General features: G+C 51.2%; 14 protein-coding genes. 6 read left to right on the top strand and 8 right to left on the bottom strand.

Features of this window, described 5'->3' with window-relative positions:
* Positions 1–13 precede the first annotated feature (13 nt).
* From H650_RS05215 to ugd, 5 genes are all read left to right on the top strand, one after another.
* Positions 14–1,438 carry a mannose-1-phosphate guanylyltransferase/mannose-6-phosphate isomerase gene (locus H650_RS05215; protein WP_020454285.1) on the top strand — a complete coding sequence of 475 codons (1,425 nt, stop codon included), beginning with the start codon at positions 14–16 and terminating at the stop codon, positions 1,436–1,438.
* Between the two features lies 1 nt (position 1,439).
* Complete coding sequence (locus H650_RS05210) at positions 1,440–2,867, top strand: phosphomannomutase (RefSeq protein WP_020454284.1); 1,428 nt, start codon at positions 1,440–1,442, stop codon at positions 2,865–2,867.
* A 48-nt stretch (positions 2,868–2,915) separates the two neighbouring features.
* Positions 2,916–4,352: an undecaprenyl-phosphate galactose phosphotransferase gene (locus tag H650_RS05205; protein ID WP_020454283.1), complete on the top strand. Its 1,437-nt coding sequence runs from the start codon at positions 2,916–2,918 to the stop codon at positions 4,350–4,352.
* Positions 4,353–4,486: 134 nt separating this feature from the next.
* Complete coding sequence (gene gnd / locus H650_RS05200; protein ID WP_020454282.1) at positions 4,487–5,893, top strand: NADP-dependent phosphogluconate dehydrogenase; 1,407 nt, start codon at positions 4,487–4,489, stop codon at positions 5,891–5,893.
* Between the two features lie 267 nt (positions 5,894–6,160).
* Positions 6,161–7,327 (top strand): UDP-glucose 6-dehydrogenase, encoded by a 1,167-nt coding sequence (gene ugd, locus H650_RS05195; protein ID WP_020454281.1) that lies wholly within the window; start codon positions 6,161–6,163, stop codon positions 7,325–7,327.
* 43 nt (positions 7,328–7,370) lie between these two features.
* On the opposite strand, the gene H650_RS05190 is transcribed toward ugd, so the two are convergent.
* Positions 7,371–8,375, bottom strand: a complete 1,005-nt coding sequence (locus H650_RS05190) for an NAD-dependent epimerase (RefSeq protein WP_020454280.1) — start codon at positions 8,373–8,375, stop codon at positions 7,371–7,373.
* A gap of 204 nt (positions 8,376–8,579) precedes the next feature.
* Between H650_RS05190 and wzzB the strand changes: the two genes are divergently transcribed.
* On the top strand, positions 8,580–9,563 hold the full coding sequence (gene wzzB, locus H650_RS05185; RefSeq protein WP_020454279.1) for an LPS O-antigen chain length determinant protein WzzB: 984 nt from the start codon (positions 8,580–8,582) through the stop codon (positions 9,561–9,563).
* Between the two features lie 37 nt (positions 9,564–9,600).
* On the opposite strand, the gene hisIE is transcribed toward wzzB, so the two are convergent.
* The 7 genes from hisIE to hisD are packed head-to-tail and all read right to left on the bottom strand — an operon-like array spanning position 9,601 to position 15,717.
* Entirely contained in the window at positions 9,601–10,212 is a 612-nt protein-coding gene (hisIE, locus tag H650_RS05180; protein ID WP_020454278.1) for a bifunctional phosphoribosyl-AMP cyclohydrolase/phosphoribosyl-ATP diphosphatase HisIE, read from the bottom strand.
* Positions 10,206–10,982, bottom strand: coding sequence for an imidazole glycerol phosphate synthase subunit HisF (hisF, locus tag H650_RS05175; protein ID WP_020454277.1), 777 nt, complete (start codon positions 10,980–10,982; stop codon positions 10,206–10,208). Before hisF ends, hisIE begins: the two co-directional genes overlap by 7 nt.
* A complete protein-coding gene (hisA, locus tag H650_RS05170; protein WP_020454276.1) occupies positions 10,964–11,701 on the bottom strand; it encodes a 1-(5-phosphoribosyl)-5-[(5-phosphoribosylamino)methylideneamino]imidazole-4-carboxamide isomerase in 738 nt (245 codons plus the stop codon). Before hisA ends, hisF begins: the two co-directional genes overlap by 19 nt.
* Positions 11,701–12,291 carry an imidazole glycerol phosphate synthase subunit HisH gene (hisH, locus tag H650_RS05165; protein WP_020454275.1) on the bottom strand — a complete coding sequence of 197 codons (591 nt, stop codon included), beginning with the start codon at positions 12,289–12,291 and terminating at the stop codon, positions 11,701–11,703. The genes hisA and hisH overlap by 1 nt, the downstream gene beginning before the upstream one ends.
* Positions 12,291–13,358 (bottom strand): bifunctional histidinol-phosphatase/imidazoleglycerol-phosphate dehydratase HisB, encoded by a 1,068-nt coding sequence (hisB, locus tag H650_RS05160; RefSeq protein WP_020454274.1) that lies wholly within the window; start codon positions 13,356–13,358, stop codon positions 12,291–12,293. Before hisB ends, hisH begins: the two co-directional genes overlap by 1 nt.
* Positions 13,355–14,416, bottom strand: coding sequence for a histidinol-phosphate transaminase (gene hisC / locus H650_RS05155; RefSeq protein WP_020454273.1), 1,062 nt, complete (start codon positions 14,414–14,416; stop codon positions 13,355–13,357). The genes hisB and hisC overlap by 4 nt, the downstream gene beginning before the upstream one ends.
* A complete protein-coding gene (gene hisD, locus H650_RS05150) occupies positions 14,413–15,717 on the bottom strand; it encodes a histidinol dehydrogenase (RefSeq protein WP_020454272.1) in 1,305 nt (434 codons plus the stop codon). The genes hisC and hisD overlap by 4 nt, the downstream gene beginning before the upstream one ends.
* Positions 15,718–15,721 lie beyond the last annotated feature (4 nt).

Below are 15,721 nucleotides of genomic sequence, written 5' to 3'. Positions count from 1 at the left end.
TATTGGTAGCGCTATGAAAAATATTATACCTGTGATCATGGCTGGCGGCAGCGGAAGCCGTTTATGGCCACTTTCGCGAGAAATGTATCCAAAACAGTTTCTTCAGGTTGGTGGCAGCATAACCATGCTGCAACAAACAGTTAAGCGCCTGGAAAAATTACAGACGTGTCCGCCTGTCGTCATCTGTAATAACGAGCATCGGTTTCTGGTTGCAGAGCAACTGCGAGCTATCGACCAATTGTCGGACAATATTATTCTGGAGCCTTCTGGTCGTAATACCGCACCCGCCATCGCCTTAGCGGCGTTTACGCTCCTCCAAAACAAGCAACAGAATGTTGACAATATCATGTTGGTGCTCGCGGCTGATCATGTCATTCAGAATGAGGATGCCTTTATCACTTCTGTTACGCAAGCTGTGGCCTATGCTGAACGCGGTAAACTAGTTACTTTTGGCATTGTTCCCTCACGTCCGGAAACCGGATATGGCTATATTCGCCGTGGACAGTCGCAAGGTAATGATGCATTTGTTGTTGCCGAGTTTGTCGAAAAACCGAGCTATGAAATTGCATGTGACTATTACTCCAGCGGTGAATACTACTGGAATAGCGGCTTGTTCATGTTCAAAGCCGAAAGTTACCTGGCAGAATTAAAAAAATACCGACCCGATATTTATGTGCAGTGCGAAAATGCGATGACGCAGACCCATCAAGATCTAGATTTTGTAAGGATTGACGAGCAGGCGTTTGCGCAATGTCCCGCGGAATCCATTGATTACGCAGTAATGGAGCATACCGATCATGCTGTTGTCGTCCCAATGGATGCTGGCTGGTCTGATGTCGGCTCATGGTCGTCGCTGTGGGATATTTCCCCTAAAGATGAACGTGGGAATGTAAAACAAGGAGATGTCCTCGAGTTTGATTGCCATAACATTTATGTCCATTCGGAAGACGCGCTGGTAGCTACCTTAGGGCTGAAAAATACCGTTGTGGTCCAGACCTGTGATGCGATTCTAATTGCTGATAAAGACCAAGTGCAGAATGTGAAAAAAGTGGTTGAACATCTTAAGTCTAGTCGACGGACTGAGCACCGCGATCACCAGGAGATCTATCGCCCTTGGGGAAGCATTAATACGCTGGTGCAAGGAGATGATTATCGCGTTCGTAAAGTCACTGTGCGCCCTGAAAAGCAACTCGCCGCGCAAATCCATCATCAGCGTGCTGAACACTGGATGGTACTTTGCGGGCGCGCAAAAGTGATTCTGCAAGATCGCGAATATTTCGTTGAAGAAAACCAGTCAACGTTTATTCCCGCAGGGCTGGTTCATGTATTGGCGAATGCAGGTTCAACTCCTCTGGAAATCATTGAAATTCAATCAGGTAAAAATTTGAGCGAAGACGATGTCATTCGTGTTGAAAATCCTGTTTCAGAGAAAAAATAAAATGTCAGATTTTTTAAGCAATCATGTGATTAACAATTCGAATATACAGTTTGGCACCAGCGGTGCAAGAGGGCTGGTTCAATATTTCACACCACAAGTATGCGGTGCATTTACTGCTAATTTTTTGAGCACTACAGCCGCCTCGTATACTTTTGATACCGTTGCGATTGGTATCGATAACCGCCCAAGTAGTTACGATATGGCACGTGCCTGTGCTGCTGTTGTCGAATATATGGGGTTCAAGCCATATTACTGTGGTGTCATTCCAACACCGGGACTGGCATATTACGCGCTTGAGAACAAAATCCCGGCGATCATGATAACCGGTAGTCATATCCCATTCGATCGTAATGGGTTAAAGTTTTACCACCCGACCGGTGAAATAACGAAGTCTGACGAAGCGGTAATTGCGACTGGGAGTACACGTTTTACCCTGCCCGCCAGATTGCCTGATTTGATCGTGAGCAACGATGCAAGTGCGCACTATATCGCGCGTTATACTTCTTTCTTCCCTAAAAATGCCCTTGCGGGAATACGGATTGGCATTTATGAACACTCCAGCGCCGGACGGGATATTTACCCTATACTGTTTTCGATGCTCGGCGCGGAGGTGGTTTCCCTTGGTCGTAGTGATCAGTTCGTGCCTATCGATACCGAAGCTGTGTCCGAAGAGGATCGACAGCGGGCTATTAACTGGTTACGCGAGTTTCATCTTGATGCCGTGTTTTCAACTGATGGTGATGGCGATCGGCCATTACTTAGTGATGAAAAGGGACGCTGGCTGCGTGGCGACATCCTCGGATTACTTTGCTCTTCACATCTGGGTATTGATGCGGCGGCGGTGCCAGTGAGTAGTAACAGTATTATCACAACTAGCGGTTTGATCCCTCACGTTGTGCTGACCAAAATAGGCTCGCCGTATGTTATCGCGGCCTTTGACGCATTACTGGACCAATTCGGTCGTGTTGCAGGTTTCGAAGCCAATGGAGGCTATCTCTTAGCCAGTGATATCCATCACGCGGGCCGTACGCTGAAAGCATTACCTACCCGTGATGCATTATTGCCGGTGGTAACGGCGCTGGTTTCAAGCCAGCATAAAAAAATTAGTCAACAATTAGCGGAGTTGCCAGCGCGTTATACCTCTTCGAACAGACTGCAGAATTTCTCTGTCGCCCGGAGTGTTGCTTTGCTGGATAAACTTGTGAATGATCCTGCGAAGACCTTAAGCGCTTGTGGTGTAACAAATGCGAGCTTTGTGGGGCGGGATATGACGGATGGCGTCAGGTTATGGTTGACTAACGATGATATTATTCATCTCCGACCTTCCGGAAATGCGCCTGAATTACGATGCTATGTTGAGTCCACCTCTCCACACAAAGCAGATGAGTTAGTCAGAGTTATTCTCTCTCATATCGAGGACCGTTTCTAATGATTAACGTAAGTCGGTTTTTCATTCAATTCGAATCGTGAGGGGATAATGGAATTTAAGGATGTGAAAAATAATTATAAACCCTTCTTGTGTCAGCTTCTTCTCGCGCTGTCTGATTTTATTTTTTTTAATCTGTCATTAGTTTTTTCATTGGCGCTAGTCTATTTTCTGTTCGCTGATTTACAGCGTTTTATTCCGCAGGAGCAGTTTCAATATCGTATCGTTTCCCATTTATTATTGTCATTAACCTGTGTTGCGTGGTTTTTAATCCGCCTGCGTCACTATTCTTACCGCAAACCGTTTTGGTATGAGCTGAAAGAGATCCTGCGTACAATTATCATTTTTGCGATCTTTGATTTGGCGTTGATTGCTTTTACTAAGTGGCAGTTCTCGCGTTTTGTCTGGGTGTTTTGCTGGAGCCTGGCGCTCTTTATGGTGCCCTTTTTCCGCTTCACCACGAAGTATCTGTTGAATCGGTTAGGCATCTGGAAAAAGAAAACCATCATTTTGGGCAGCGGTAAGAACGCGCGTGAAGCCTGGTTTGCCTTGCAGAGCGAAGAAATGCTGGGATTTGACGTCGCGGCTTTCTTTGATGATGAAACAACTCAGGACAAGCTTCTTGATTGCCCGATTTATAAAAATGCTGACGACATCTGGCAAGATCCCGATCTTAAACATGTGCATTTTATCATTGCCTTCGATGTTGATGAGATAGACAAGACGGTGGCGTGGCTGAGGGAGTTGTCCAAACACCAGTGTCGCTCAGTAACCGTCATTCCTTCATTGCGAGGGTTGCCGCTATATAACACGGACATGTCGTTTATTTTTAGCCATGAAGTAATGCTGCTGCGGATCAACAACAATCTCGCGAAACGCACTTCGCGTTTTCTTAAGCGTTCCTTTGATATCGTATGTACACTGTTTATCTTGCTCATTTCATCACCGTTGTTTATCTACCTGTGGTACAAGGTGACACGTGACGGCGGGCCAGCCATTTATGGGCACCAGCGGGTGGGCCGCGCTGGGAAACTTTTCCCATGCTACAAGTTCCGCTCTATGGTGATGAATTCGCAAGAAGTTTTACAAAACTTGCTAGAGAATGATCCGCAGGCGCGTGAAGAGTGGGACAGGGATTTTAAACTGAAGAATGATCCGCGCATCACGAAAGTAGGGCATTTTATCCGCAAAACCAGTCTTGATGAGCTACCTCAACTTTTTAACGTGCTGAAAGGCGAAATGAGTCTTGTCGGACCGCGCCCAGTGGTCACGAAAGAGCTAGAACGCTACGAACTAGATGTTGACTATTATTTAATGGTGAAACCCGGAATGACCGGCTTGTGGCAGGTTAGCGGGCGAAATGACGTGGACTATGATACACGTGTCTATTTTGACTCTTGGTATGTGAAGAATTGGTCTTTGTGGAACGATATTGCCATTCTCTTCAAAACGGTGAAGGTCGTGCTTCGCCGGGATGGCGCTTATTAGTACAGGAGCGCCTACTGGTGGTTCAAAGTGACATCTATTGCTACCAGCTTAGTGGTTTCCTGAGTTAACATTATTTTTACTTAACCTGGCTGTAGATATACAGGCTGGGTGTTCAAACCTGACAGGAGTATGTAATGTCCAAGCAACAAATCGGCGTTGTTGGTATGGCGGTAATGGGGCGCAACCTGGCGCTCAACATTGAGAGCCGTGGCTACACCGTTTCAGTTTTCAACCGCTCGCGCGAAAAAACCGAAGAAGTCATTGCCGAAAACCCGGGCAAAAAGCTGGTTCCTTACTACACCGTACAAGAATTTGTCGAATCACTGGAAACCCCGCGCCGCATCCTGCTGATGGTGAAAGCTGGTGCAGGCACTGATGCCGCTATTGACTCCCTCAAGCCATATCTCGATAAAGGCGACATCATTATTGATGGTGGCAACACATTCTTCCAGGACACCATTCGTCGCAATCGCGAACTTTCGGAAGAAGGTTTCAACTTCATCGGCACAGGCGTTTCCGGTGGTGAAGAAGGCGCGCTGAAAGGTCCATCAATCATGCCTGGCGGTCAAAAAGAAGCCTACGATTTGGTTGCTCCGATCCTGACCAAAATTGCTGCAGTGGCGGAAGATGGCGAACCTTGCGTAACGTATATTGGTCCGGACGGTGCGGGTCACTACGTTAAAATGGTGCATAACGGTATCGAATATGGCGATATGCAGCTGATTGCCGAAGCTTACGCGTTGTTGAAAGGCGGCCTGAATCTCTCTAACGAAGAGCTGGCGAAAACCTTCAGCGAGTGGAACGCAGGTGAGCTGAGCAGCTATCTTATCGACATCACCAAAGATATCTTCACCAAGAAAGATGAAGAGGGTAAATATCTCGTAGATGTGATCCTCGACGAAGCGGCGAATAAAGGCACCGGCAAATGGACCAGCCAGAGCTCTCTGGACCTTGGCGAGCCGCTGTCGCTGATCACCGAATCCGTGTTTGCGCGCTATATCTCTTCTCTGAAAGAGCAGCGTGTTGCCGCGTCTAAAGTGCTTTCCGGCCCGCAGGCGAAACCGGCGGGTGATAAAACTGAATTTATCGAGAAAGTACGCCGTGCGCTATACCTCGGTAAAATTGTTTCCTATGCGCAGGGCTTCTCTCAGCTGCGTGCTGCTTCTGACGAGCATAACTGGAACCTGAATTACGGCGAAATCGCGAAGATCTTCCGCGCAGGCTGTATCATCCGTGCGCAGTTCCTGCAGAAAATCACCGATGCTTATGCCGAGACCCCGGCTATCGCAAACCTGCTGCTGGCACCGTACTTTAAGAAAATTGCCGACGATTACCAACAGGCGCTGCGTGATGTAGTGGCCTATGCCGTGCAGAATGGTATTCCGGTACCGACCTTCTCTGCGGCGGTGGCATACTACGACAGTTACCGTTCTGCGGTACTGCCGGCGAACCTGATCCAGGCTCAGCGTGATTATTTCGGTGCGCACACGTACAAGCGCACAGATAAAGATGGCGTGTTCCATACCGAATGGCTGGATTAATCTGATAATCACCCATCTGGTTTACCCAGGCCCGGTTGTTAAAACCGGGCCTTTTTTTCGTCTCAACCGCCGTTTTTTCAGGCAGTCATATTCATTTTGTCGATTATTTCCCGCTAAACCATGCATAAACGCCGCTGTTGAGGGCCGATTGTCGCCTTGACAGTCCCTCAACAGAAGAGGTAAAAACCCCAACAGTTATTGATATTAAGCGGGTGGCGACGGGATCGTCATCTCCGGTTTCATACACTCACAAAAGTTGCTTATCGAATGAAAATAACAATCTCCGGAACAGGTTACGTTGGGCTATCGAACGGGATTCTGATTGCGCAGAATCATGAAGTGGTGGCGCTGGATATCGTTCAGTCCAAAGTAGATATGCTTAATCAGAAGATCTCTCCCATCGTGGATAAGGAGATCCAGGAGTATTTGCAGAATAAGCCGCTGAACTTCCGTGCGACGACGGACAAAGTCGACGCCTATCGCGGCGCGGATTTCGTCATCATTGCCACGCCGACGGATTACGATCCGAAAACGAACTACTTCAACACCAGCAGCGTGGAGTCTGTGATTCGTGACGTTCATGAGATCAACCCGCAAGCGGTGATGATCATTAAATCCACTATTCCCGTTGGCTTCACCCAGTCCATCCGTGAAAAATACGGCATTGATAACGTTATCTTCTCACCGGAATTCTTGCGTGAAGGCAAGGCGCTGTACGATAACCTGCACCCATCGCGTATCGTTATCGGCGAACGCTCCGAACGTGCCGAGCGTTTTGCTGCGTTGCTACAGGAAGGCGCCATCAAAAAAGATATTCGCGTGCTGTTCACAGACTCAACTGAAGCCGAAGCGATTAAACTCTTCGCCAACACCTATCTGGCGATGCGCGTGGCGTACTTCAACGAACTGGATAGCTATGCAGAAAGCCTGGGGCTGAACAGCCGCCAGATTATCGAAGGCGTATGTCTGGATCCGCGTATCGGCAATCACTACAACAACCCGTCGTTTGGCTACGGCGGTTACTGCCTGCCGAAAGACACCAAACAGCTGCTGGCGAACTACCAGTCAGTACCGAATAATATTATTTCGGCTATCGTTGATGCTAACCGTACACGTAAAGACTTTATTGCGGATTCCATCCTGGCGCGTAAACCGAAGGTGGTGGGCGTTTATCGTCTGATCATGAAGAGTGGTTCCGATAACTTCCGCGCCTCTTCAATTCAGGGCATCATGAAGCGTATTAAAGCGAAGGGCGTGCAGGTCATCATTTACGAACCGGTAATGCAGGAAGATGAATTCTTCCACTCCCGCGTGGTACGCGATCTGGACGCGTTCAAACAGGAAGCGGATGTTATTATCTCCAACCGTATGGCGCAAGAACTGGCTGATGTACAAGACAAAGTCTATACCCGCGATTTATTCGGTAACGACTAATTGTTATTGCTTAAAGTAAAACGGCCCGTCAGGGCCGTTTTTTTTACACATTATAAAACGCTCTATACCAGTCAACAAAGCGCTTCACACCGTCTTTGACTGAAGTCTGGGGCTTAAAGCCTGTCACCTCATACAGCGGCTGGGTGTCTGCGCTCGTTTCCAGCACATCGCCTGGCTGAATCGGCATCATGTTTTTCTGCGCTTCAATACCCAATGCTTCTTCCAGTGCCGTGATGTAATCCATCAGCTCGACCGGAGAGCTGTTGCCAATGTTATAAACATGGTAAGGCGCAGAGCTGGTTGCCGGTGACCCGCTTTCAACTGTCCAGGTTGCATCTGGCTGCGGGATCACATCCTGCATACGGATAATCGCTTCCACAATATCGTCAATGTAGGTGAAGTCGCGCTTCATCTTGCCATAGTTGTAAACGTCAATGCTTTTGCCTTCCAGCATCGCTTTCGTGAACTTAAAGAGCGCCATGTCCGGGCGTCCCCAGGGGCCATAAACCGTAAAGAAACGCAGGCCGGTCGTTGGCAGACCATACAAATGCGAATAGGTGTGCGACATCAGTTCATTGGCTTTTTTCGTTGCCGCGTAGAGTGATACCGGGTGGTCAACTGGATCATCAGTGGAGAACGGCATCTTACGGTTTAACCCGTAAACGGAGCTGGAGGACGCATACAGCAGATGCTGCACTTTATGATGACGGCAGCCTTCAAGTACGTTCAGATGTCCAATCAGATTAGATTCTGCGTAAACGTGCGGGTTTTCCAGCGAGTAACGGACACCTGCTTGTGCAGCGAGATGAATAACGCGGTCGAATTTTTCACGCGCAAACAGCTGCGCCATCCCTTCGCGGTCAGCGAGATCGATTTTATGAAAGTGGAAATCGGGAGAGGCCAGTAAGTCCAGGCGCGCTTGCTTCAGACTGACATCGTAGTAATCATTCAGGTTATCAATACCCACAACCTGGTGGCCCGCTTTCAGCAAACGTTCACTGACGTGATAGCCGATAAACCCGGCAGCGCCGGTAACCAGAAATTTCATAGCTAATCCTTTCTTACTTCAAAAACGTACAATCCTTCTATTGTATGATCCCCGACAGGTAATCGCTATCAGTTATAAACGCGGTCATAATTCTTAAATAGTGTCTGGTAAATCTTAATTACACGTAGTCCTATAGAAAAAAAATAACGAACCGCTAAACTCGCGCTCTATGATTCTCTTTTGCGCTTCTCATTTAGGGTTGCTATGACATACGAAAAAAACAATGTGCCTGCCGGGCAGAGTAATGATTCGGAACTAATTGATTTGTTAGATGTTTTATCTCAACTTTGGCGTGGTAAATGGATTGTAGCCTTATTTATTCTTGTCGCTGTTATTGTCGCTGGCGTCTATTTAAGTATTGCCAAAGAAAAATGGACTTCGATCGCCGTGATCAGCGCTCCTGATGCCGGGCAGATTGCTGGTTACTCCAATGCGATGAGCATATTGAGCAACGATGAAAGATATGATATCGCAGGTATCCAGCAGCGCGTGATTGGCCGCTTTAATTCCGCCTTCACGGCATTGTCGGAAACCCTTAGTAACCAGGATGAGCCGGAAAAACTGACTATTGATACTGCGGTCCAGGGGCAGCCATTGCCGCTAAAAGTTACCTATCAGGGAAGTACTGCCGAGGATGCACAAAAAAAACTGGCGCAATATATCGAGCAAATTGATCAACAAATCGCCAAAGAATTGATTGACGATTTACAGACCAGTGTGAAATCGCGTACTCGCGATTTAGTTGAGTCGCTGTCGACGCAGGAAAAAGTTGCACAGGAGCAAAAAGACCTCAGGATCAAACAGATCGCCCAGGCACTTTCTGTTGCAAAAGAGGCGGAAGTGCATTCACCGCAAGTGCGGCAAACGGAAAACGTATCTCAGGATACGCTGTTTCTGCTTGGCAGCGCGGCGCTGGAGTCGATGATCAAGAATGAATCGTCCCGCCCGCTGGTATTTCCTGATGATTACTACAAAATACGCAAGAATCTTCTTAATATTCAGACGATTGTCGTAAAGCCACAAAATATACATGCTTATCGTTACGTGATGAAACCAACGCTGCCTATCCATCGGGACAGCCCGCGTAAGGTAATTACTCTTGTAGTGGCCATCTTACTCGGGGGCATCCTGGGTTCTGGTTTTGTGCTGATGCGTAACGCATTTCGGGAGCGTCAATCAAAAGCATAAGTAAAAAAACCGGCAACGCCCGGTTTTTTTACGCCCGTTATTTATGCCGCTTGCGTAAATTCTCAATCACGGTCGTTAAATCAAGCTGCTGATCCTGTAACAGCACCAGCAGGTGATACATCAGGTCAGAGGCTTCGTTAGTCAGCTCTTCGCGGTCGTTCACGGTTGCCGCCAGTGCCGTTTCTACACCTTCTTCGCCCACTTTCTGCGCGATACGTTTAGTACCGCTGGCGTAGAGTTTGGCGGTGTAAGAACTTTCCGGGTCGGCCGTTTTACGCGCGGCGAGCAGCTCTTCTAACTGGTAGAGGAACAACCACTGGTGGCTGGTATCGCCAAAGCAGCTGGATGTTCCCGTGTGGCAGGTTGGGCCGATTGGGTTAACCAGGACCAGCAATGTGTCGTTGTCGCAATCAGGCGCTATCTTCACTACGTTAAGGAAATGGCCCGAGGTTTCACCTTTGGTCCATAAACGCCCTTTAGTGCGGGAGAAAAAACTCACTTTGCCGCTTTCCTGCGTTTTAGCCAGCGCCGCTTTGTTCATATATCCCAGCATCAGCACTTCGCCGGAAACCGCATGTTGCACCACGGCGGGCAGCAGTCCGTCGGTTTTTTCCCAGTCCAGTTGGGCCAGTTGTTGCTCTGTTAACATACCCTGATCTCCACGCCCTGGTCTGCCAGGTACGTTTTTAATTCACCAATATTGATAATCTGCTTGTGAAACACGGAAGCTGCCAGCGCGCCGTCAACGTTCGCATCGCGGAAGGCTTCCAGAAAATGTTCCATGGTGCCCGCGCCACCAGAAGCAATCAGCGGTACGTGGCACACCGCGCGCACTTTCTTCAGTTGTTCAAGGTCATAACCATTGCGCACGCCATCCTGGTTCATCATGTTAAGCACGATCTCCCCGGCGCCGCGCTTTTGCACTTCCTGCACCCAGTCCAGCGTTTCCCATTGCGTGACCCGGGTCCGGCTCTCATCACCGGTGTACTGATTAACGTGATATTTGCCCGTTTCGGCGTCAAACCAGGTGTCGATACCGACCACAATGCACTGTACGCCAAAGCGATCGGCCAGCCGTGTGATTAATTCCGGATCGGCCAGTGCAGGGGAGTTAATCGAAATTTTATCTGCGCCGAACGAGAGAATTTTCGCCGCATCGTCAGCAGACTTAATCCCACCTGCCACACAGAAAGGAATATCAATCACTTCCGCCACGCGTGATACCCAGCTCTTATCCACTACGCGGCCATCGCTTGAGGCGGTGATATCGTAGAACACCAGCTCGTCCGCGCCTTCTTCGGCGTAGCGTTTTGCCAGCGGCACAATGTCGCCAATAATTTCGTGATTACGAAACTGTACGCCTTTCACCACCTGGCCATCACGCACGTCAAGACAAGGGATTATCCGTTTTGCCAGCATTGAATGGCCTCCTTCACCGTGAATTTACCTTCCAGCAGCGCCCGTCCGACAATCACGCCGCGCACGCCAGTACCGCGCAGGGCGGCAATATCATTTAAACCGCCGATGCCGCCGGAAGACTGAAACGCTACCTGCGGCCAGCGAGCGCAAATCTCTTCATACAACGCAACGTTCGAGCCCGCGAGCGTGCCGTCTCGCGAGATGTCGGTGCACAATACATGCTTCAGGCCAACAGCAAGATAGGTTTCCACCAGCGCTTCCAGCGTCACACCAGAGTTCTCCTGCCAGCCGCTCACCGCGACCTGCTTAGTGCCTTGTTCATCAATGCGCACATCCAGCGCCAGCACCAGCTTGTCTGCGCCAAAACGTGCAAACCAGCCTTTCACTACCTCAGGCGATTTTACCGCCGTCGAGCCGATGACCACGCGGGCAACACCGGCCGAGAGCAGGGCGGCGACGTCCTCTTCCGTGCGTACACCGCCGCCCACCTGTACCGGAACGTTCGCCCCGGCAACCAGCGTTTTCAGCAACGGGATCTGGCGTTTCGCCGGATCTTTCGCACCGGTTAAATCGACGAGGTGCAGCACCTGCGCGCCCTGAGCGGCATAACCCTGCAAGCGTGGCAGCGGGTCGTTGCCATAATCGCGCTGCTGCGCGTAGTCGCCCTGATGAAGACGTACGACGGTGCCGTCAATTAAATCTAAAGCTGGAATAATCATCACATCTCCAGGAAGTTTTTCAGCAGTTGCGCACCCGCGCGGCCGGAACGTTCCGGGTGAAACTGCACACCGTAAAAATTGTCTTTCTGCACCGCAGCGGTAAACGGCTCGCCGTAATCGCAGCGGGCAATGGTGTACTCATTCACCGGCATGGCGTAGCTGTGCACAAAGTAGAAATAAGCGCCATCCTCGATGCCCTGGAACAGGCGGTTGCCGGCTTTTGCGTAAACCTGGTTCCAGCCCATATGCGGCAGCGGCAGGCCAGCGTCTTTCATCTTCGGCACATCCTGTTCAATGATGCCCAACAAATCGACGCCGTGGGTCTCTTCGCTAAAACGCCCAAGCAGTTGCATTCCCAGGCAGATGCCGAGCACCGGCTGCGTACAGGCTTTCACCAGTTCGATCAGGTCTCGCTCGCGCAGCTGATCCATCGCCGCCTGCGCGGTTCCGACACCGGGTAAAAACAGTTTGTCTGCGCGCAGCACCACATCCGGGTCGCGGCTGACTTGCGGCTCGTAACCGTGGCGTGAGATAGCGGATTTCACCGAGTTCAGATTGGCGCAGCCGGTATCGAGGATCACCACATTCATCACAGCACTCCTTTTGATGAGGGGAGCGTATCGCCTTCCACGCGGATCGCCTGGCGCAGCGTGCGGCCAAATGCTTTAAACAAACTTTCCACGCGGTGGTGGTCGTTTTTGCCTTTGGTTTTGAGATGCAGCGTCACCGCCATGGTGTAAGAGAGCGAGCGGAAGAAGTGCTCGACCATTTCGGTGCTCAAATCGCCCACGCGCTGGTAGGCAAATTCCGCTTTATATTCGAGGTGCGGACGGCCGGAGATGTCCAGCGCACAGCGAGCCAGACATTCGTCCATCGGCAACACAAAGCCAAAACGGTTAATACCACGTTTGTCGCCGAGCGCCAGTTTTAGCGCTTCACCCAGCGCCAGCCCGGTATCTTCGACCGTGTGGTGATCGTCAATATAGAGATCGCCTTTCACCACAATTTCCATCCGAAAACCGCCATGTGTCGCAATCTGATCGAGCATATGGTCGAAGAAACCGACGCCGGTGTGGATCTTGCTACCGCCTTCGCGATCCAGCCACACTTTGACATCAATCTGTGTCTCACGGGTGTTGCGTTCAACGTGCGCATAACGGTCGCGGCGCGTCAGTTGCTCACCAATCATCGCCCAGTTCAGCGTTTCAGGGTTGTATCGCAAACCGCCAATCGACATGTTGTTCGCCAGCTCAATATCAGTAGCGCGATCGCCAATCACATAGCTGTTCATGCGATCGAGCGCGTCCTCCGCCAGCCAGCGTTCCACCAGTTTCACTTTCGGCTTACGGCAGTCGCACTCATCATCTGCAAAATGCAGGCAAATCAGCACCTCTTCAAACGCAATACCCTGCGAAGTAAAGATCTGCATCATCAGGTTGTGCGGGCCATCAAAATCCGCCTGTGGGAAACTGCTGGTGCCCAGACCGTCCTGGTTGGTGATCATCACCAGTTTGTAGCCCGCTTTTTGCAGTTTCAGCAGTACCGGGATCACATTTGGCTCAAAGGCCAGCTTGTCGAATTTATCCACCTGATAATCGGTAGGCGGCTCGGTAATCAGGGTTCCGTCACGGTCAATAAACAGGTACTTCTGGCTCATACTGGCTCCGCACGTAAGGCGTCAATGACGCGCTGGCTCTCTGCACGGGTGCCAATGGTGATACGCAGGCAGCCGCTTAAAGAAGGTTGTTTGTTCTGGTCTCTCAGGATAATGCCTTGATCCCACAAAGATTTAAACACTGCGCTGGAAGCGGTCAGGCGCACGAGAATATAGTTGGTCTCTGAGTCAAACACCTGCTCCACACAGGGAATATCCCGTAGCGCGGTAACCAGATACTGGCGTTCAACCAGAATCTGCGCCACCCGCTCGCGCATCGCGACAATCCCCTGCGGGCTGAGCGCTTGCGCGGCAATATCCGCCACCGGCGTGGAGAGCGGGTAGGGGGCAATCACTTTTAACAGCAGCGCGATAACGTCTTCATTAGCAAGGGTAAAACCGCAACGCAGTCCAGCCAGCGCAAACGCTTTAGAAAGCGTACGCAGTACCACCAGATTCGGGTATTCACTGAGCCAGCCCGCCAGCGTGGCCTGCGGGCAAAACTCAATATACGCTTCATCCGCCACAACAATGGCTTTGCCGCGCGTCATTTCGAGCAAGACGCGGAAATCTTGCGGATTGATAATCTGCCCGGTGGGGTTATTCGGGCTGCAAACATAAATAATTTTGACGCCATCCAGTTTGTCGGCGATACCTTGCAGATCCAGTTGCCAGTCGGCAAGGGCCGGAACGGTACGGTATTCCACGCCCAGCGTTTCGGCGCTGACGCTGTACATGCCGTAGGTCGGCGGGCAGAACAGTACCGCGTCTTTACCCGGTTCACAAAACGCGCGGATTAGCAGTTCAATCCCTTCATCTGCGCCACGGCTGACCAGCACTTGCTCCGGTTTTACGCCCGCATACTGCGCATAACTTTCGATAACCGCTTTCGGCTGGCACTCCGGGTAACGATTTAATGTTTGCTGTGTCAGTTCAAAAGGAACCGCCGTCGGGAACTCATTGGCATTCAGCCAGACGTCACCTTTACCGCCAAGACGGCGAGCCGACTGATAGGGCGTCAGTTCGCGCACGTTTTTACGCGCCAGTTCTTCAATGCTCATGCTTGCTCCTTTAGTGCGTTAACGCGCAACGTGACGGCGTTTTTGTGAGCGGTCAGGCGTTCTGCCGCCGCCAGCGTTTCAATGGTACTGGCAAGCTGCGCAAAACCTTCCCGGGAGAGTTCCTGCACCGTCATACGTTTCTGGAAATCGGCCAGACCCAGGCTGGAACAGGTGGCGGTATACCCATAAGTTGGCAGCACGTGGTTGGTGCCGGAGGCGTAATCGCCTGCGGATTCCGGCGACCAGTCACCGAGAAACACCGAGCCCGCGCTGGTGATGCTCTCCACCAGCGAACGGGCGTCGCGAGTCTGGATGATCAGGTGCTCCGGCCCGTATTGGTTGGAAATCGCCACGCACTGCGCTAAGTCGCGCGCCACAATCAGGCGGCTGGCAGAGAGTGCCTGGCGAGCGGTTTCGGCGCGAGGCAGCTCCGCAAGCTGGCGTTCAACCGCCTCGGCTACACGGGTGGCCATTTCGCTGTCCGGCGTCAGCAGGATCACCTGCGAGTCCGGGCCGTGTTCCGCCTGCGAAAGCAGATCGGAGGCGACAAAATCTGGCGTTGCGCCGCTGTCGGCAATCACCAGCACTTCAGAAGGACCGGCGGGCATGTCAATCGCCGCACCGTCCAGACGCTGGCTGACCTGGCGTTTGGCTTCGGTCACAAAGGCATTTCCTGGGCCAAAAATTTTATCGACCTTCGCGATCGATTCGGTGCCAAAGGCCAGCGCGGCAATCGCCTGCGCGCCACCCACTTTAAAGATCGCCTGCACGCCGCACAGCTTAGCGGCATAGAGAATTTCATCGGCAATCGGCGGCGGTGAGCAGAGCACCACTTTCTGGCAACCGGCAATACGCGCCGGTGTGGCCAGCATTAATACGGTTGAAAACAGTGGCGCGGAGCCACCGGGAATATACAGGCCAACCGAGGCGATAGGGCGGGTAACCTGCTGGCAGCGCACGCCTGGCAGGGTTTCAACATCCACCGTTTGCAGCTTTTGCGCGGTGTGGAAGGTATCGATATTTTTCACCGCCACGGCCATCGCTTGCTTGATATCGTCACCCAGGCGCGCGCTGGCATCAGCGATTTCCTGTTCGGTGACTTTCAGCGCGTCGACCTGAGTCTTGTCGAACCTGGCGCTGTATTCACGCAGGGCGTCATCCCCGCGCACTTTCACGTTATCCAGAATCTCAACCACGGTACGCGTGATGCTATCAGAAGCAGAGATCGCCGGGCGCATCAGCAAGTCGCGTTGCTGCGCTTCACTACAGCTATTCCAGTCGATTACGGTATTGAAGCTCATGGCA

Source organism: Enterobacter sp. R4-368 (assembly GCF_000410515.1).
GTDB lineage: Bacteria > Pseudomonadota > Gammaproteobacteria > Enterobacterales > Enterobacteriaceae > Kosakonia.
This window is presented reverse-complemented; position numbering and strand designations above follow the sequence as displayed.

Bases quoted from the DNA above. Each gene is read 5' to 3' on its own strand.
- H650_RS05210 (WP_020454284.1), top strand. From the start codon at position 1,440: ATGTCAGATTTTTTAAGCAATCATGTGATTAACAATTCGAATATACAG.
- wzzB (WP_020454279.1), top strand. From the start codon at position 8,580: ATGACATACGAAAAAAACAATGTGCCTGCCGGGCAGAGTAATGATTCG.
- hisIE (WP_020454278.1), bottom strand. From the start codon at position 10,212: ATGTTAACAGAGCAACAACTGGCCCAACTGGACTGGGAAAAAACCGAC.
- hisF (WP_020454277.1), bottom strand. From the start codon at position 10,982: ATGCTGGCAAAACGGATAATCCCTTGTCTTGACGTGCGTGATGGCCAG.
- ugd (WP_020454281.1), top strand. From the start codon at position 6,161: ATGAAAATAACAATCTCCGGAACAGGTTACGTTGGGCTATCGAACGGG.
- H650_RS05190 (WP_020454280.1), bottom strand. From the start codon at position 8,375: ATGAAATTTCTGGTTACCGGCGCTGCCGGGTTTATCGGCTATCACGTC.
- hisB (WP_020454274.1), bottom strand. From the start codon at position 13,358: ATGAGCCAGAAGTACCTGTTTATTGACCGTGACGGAACCCTGATTACC.
- hisD (WP_020454272.1), bottom strand. From the start codon at position 15,717: ATGAGCTTCAATACCGTAATCGACTGGAATAGCTGTAGTGAAGCGCAG.
- gnd (WP_020454282.1), top strand. From the start codon at position 4,487: ATGTCCAAGCAACAAATCGGCGTTGTTGGTATGGCGGTAATGGGGCGC.
- hisC (WP_020454273.1), bottom strand. From the start codon at position 14,416: ATGAGCATTGAAGAACTGGCGCGTAAAAACGTGCGCGAACTGACGCCC.
- H650_RS05205 (WP_020454283.1), top strand. From the start codon at position 2,916: ATGGAATTTAAGGATGTGAAAAATAATTATAAACCCTTCTTGTGTCAG.
- H650_RS05215 (WP_020454285.1), top strand. From the start codon at position 14: ATGAAAAATATTATACCTGTGATCATGGCTGGCGGCAGCGGAAGCCGT.
- hisH (WP_020454275.1), bottom strand. From the start codon at position 12,291: ATGAATGTGGTGATCCTCGATACCGGCTGCGCCAATCTGAACTCGGTG.
- hisA (WP_020454276.1), bottom strand. From the start codon at position 11,701: ATGATTATTCCAGCTTTAGATTTAATTGACGGCACCGTCGTACGTCTT.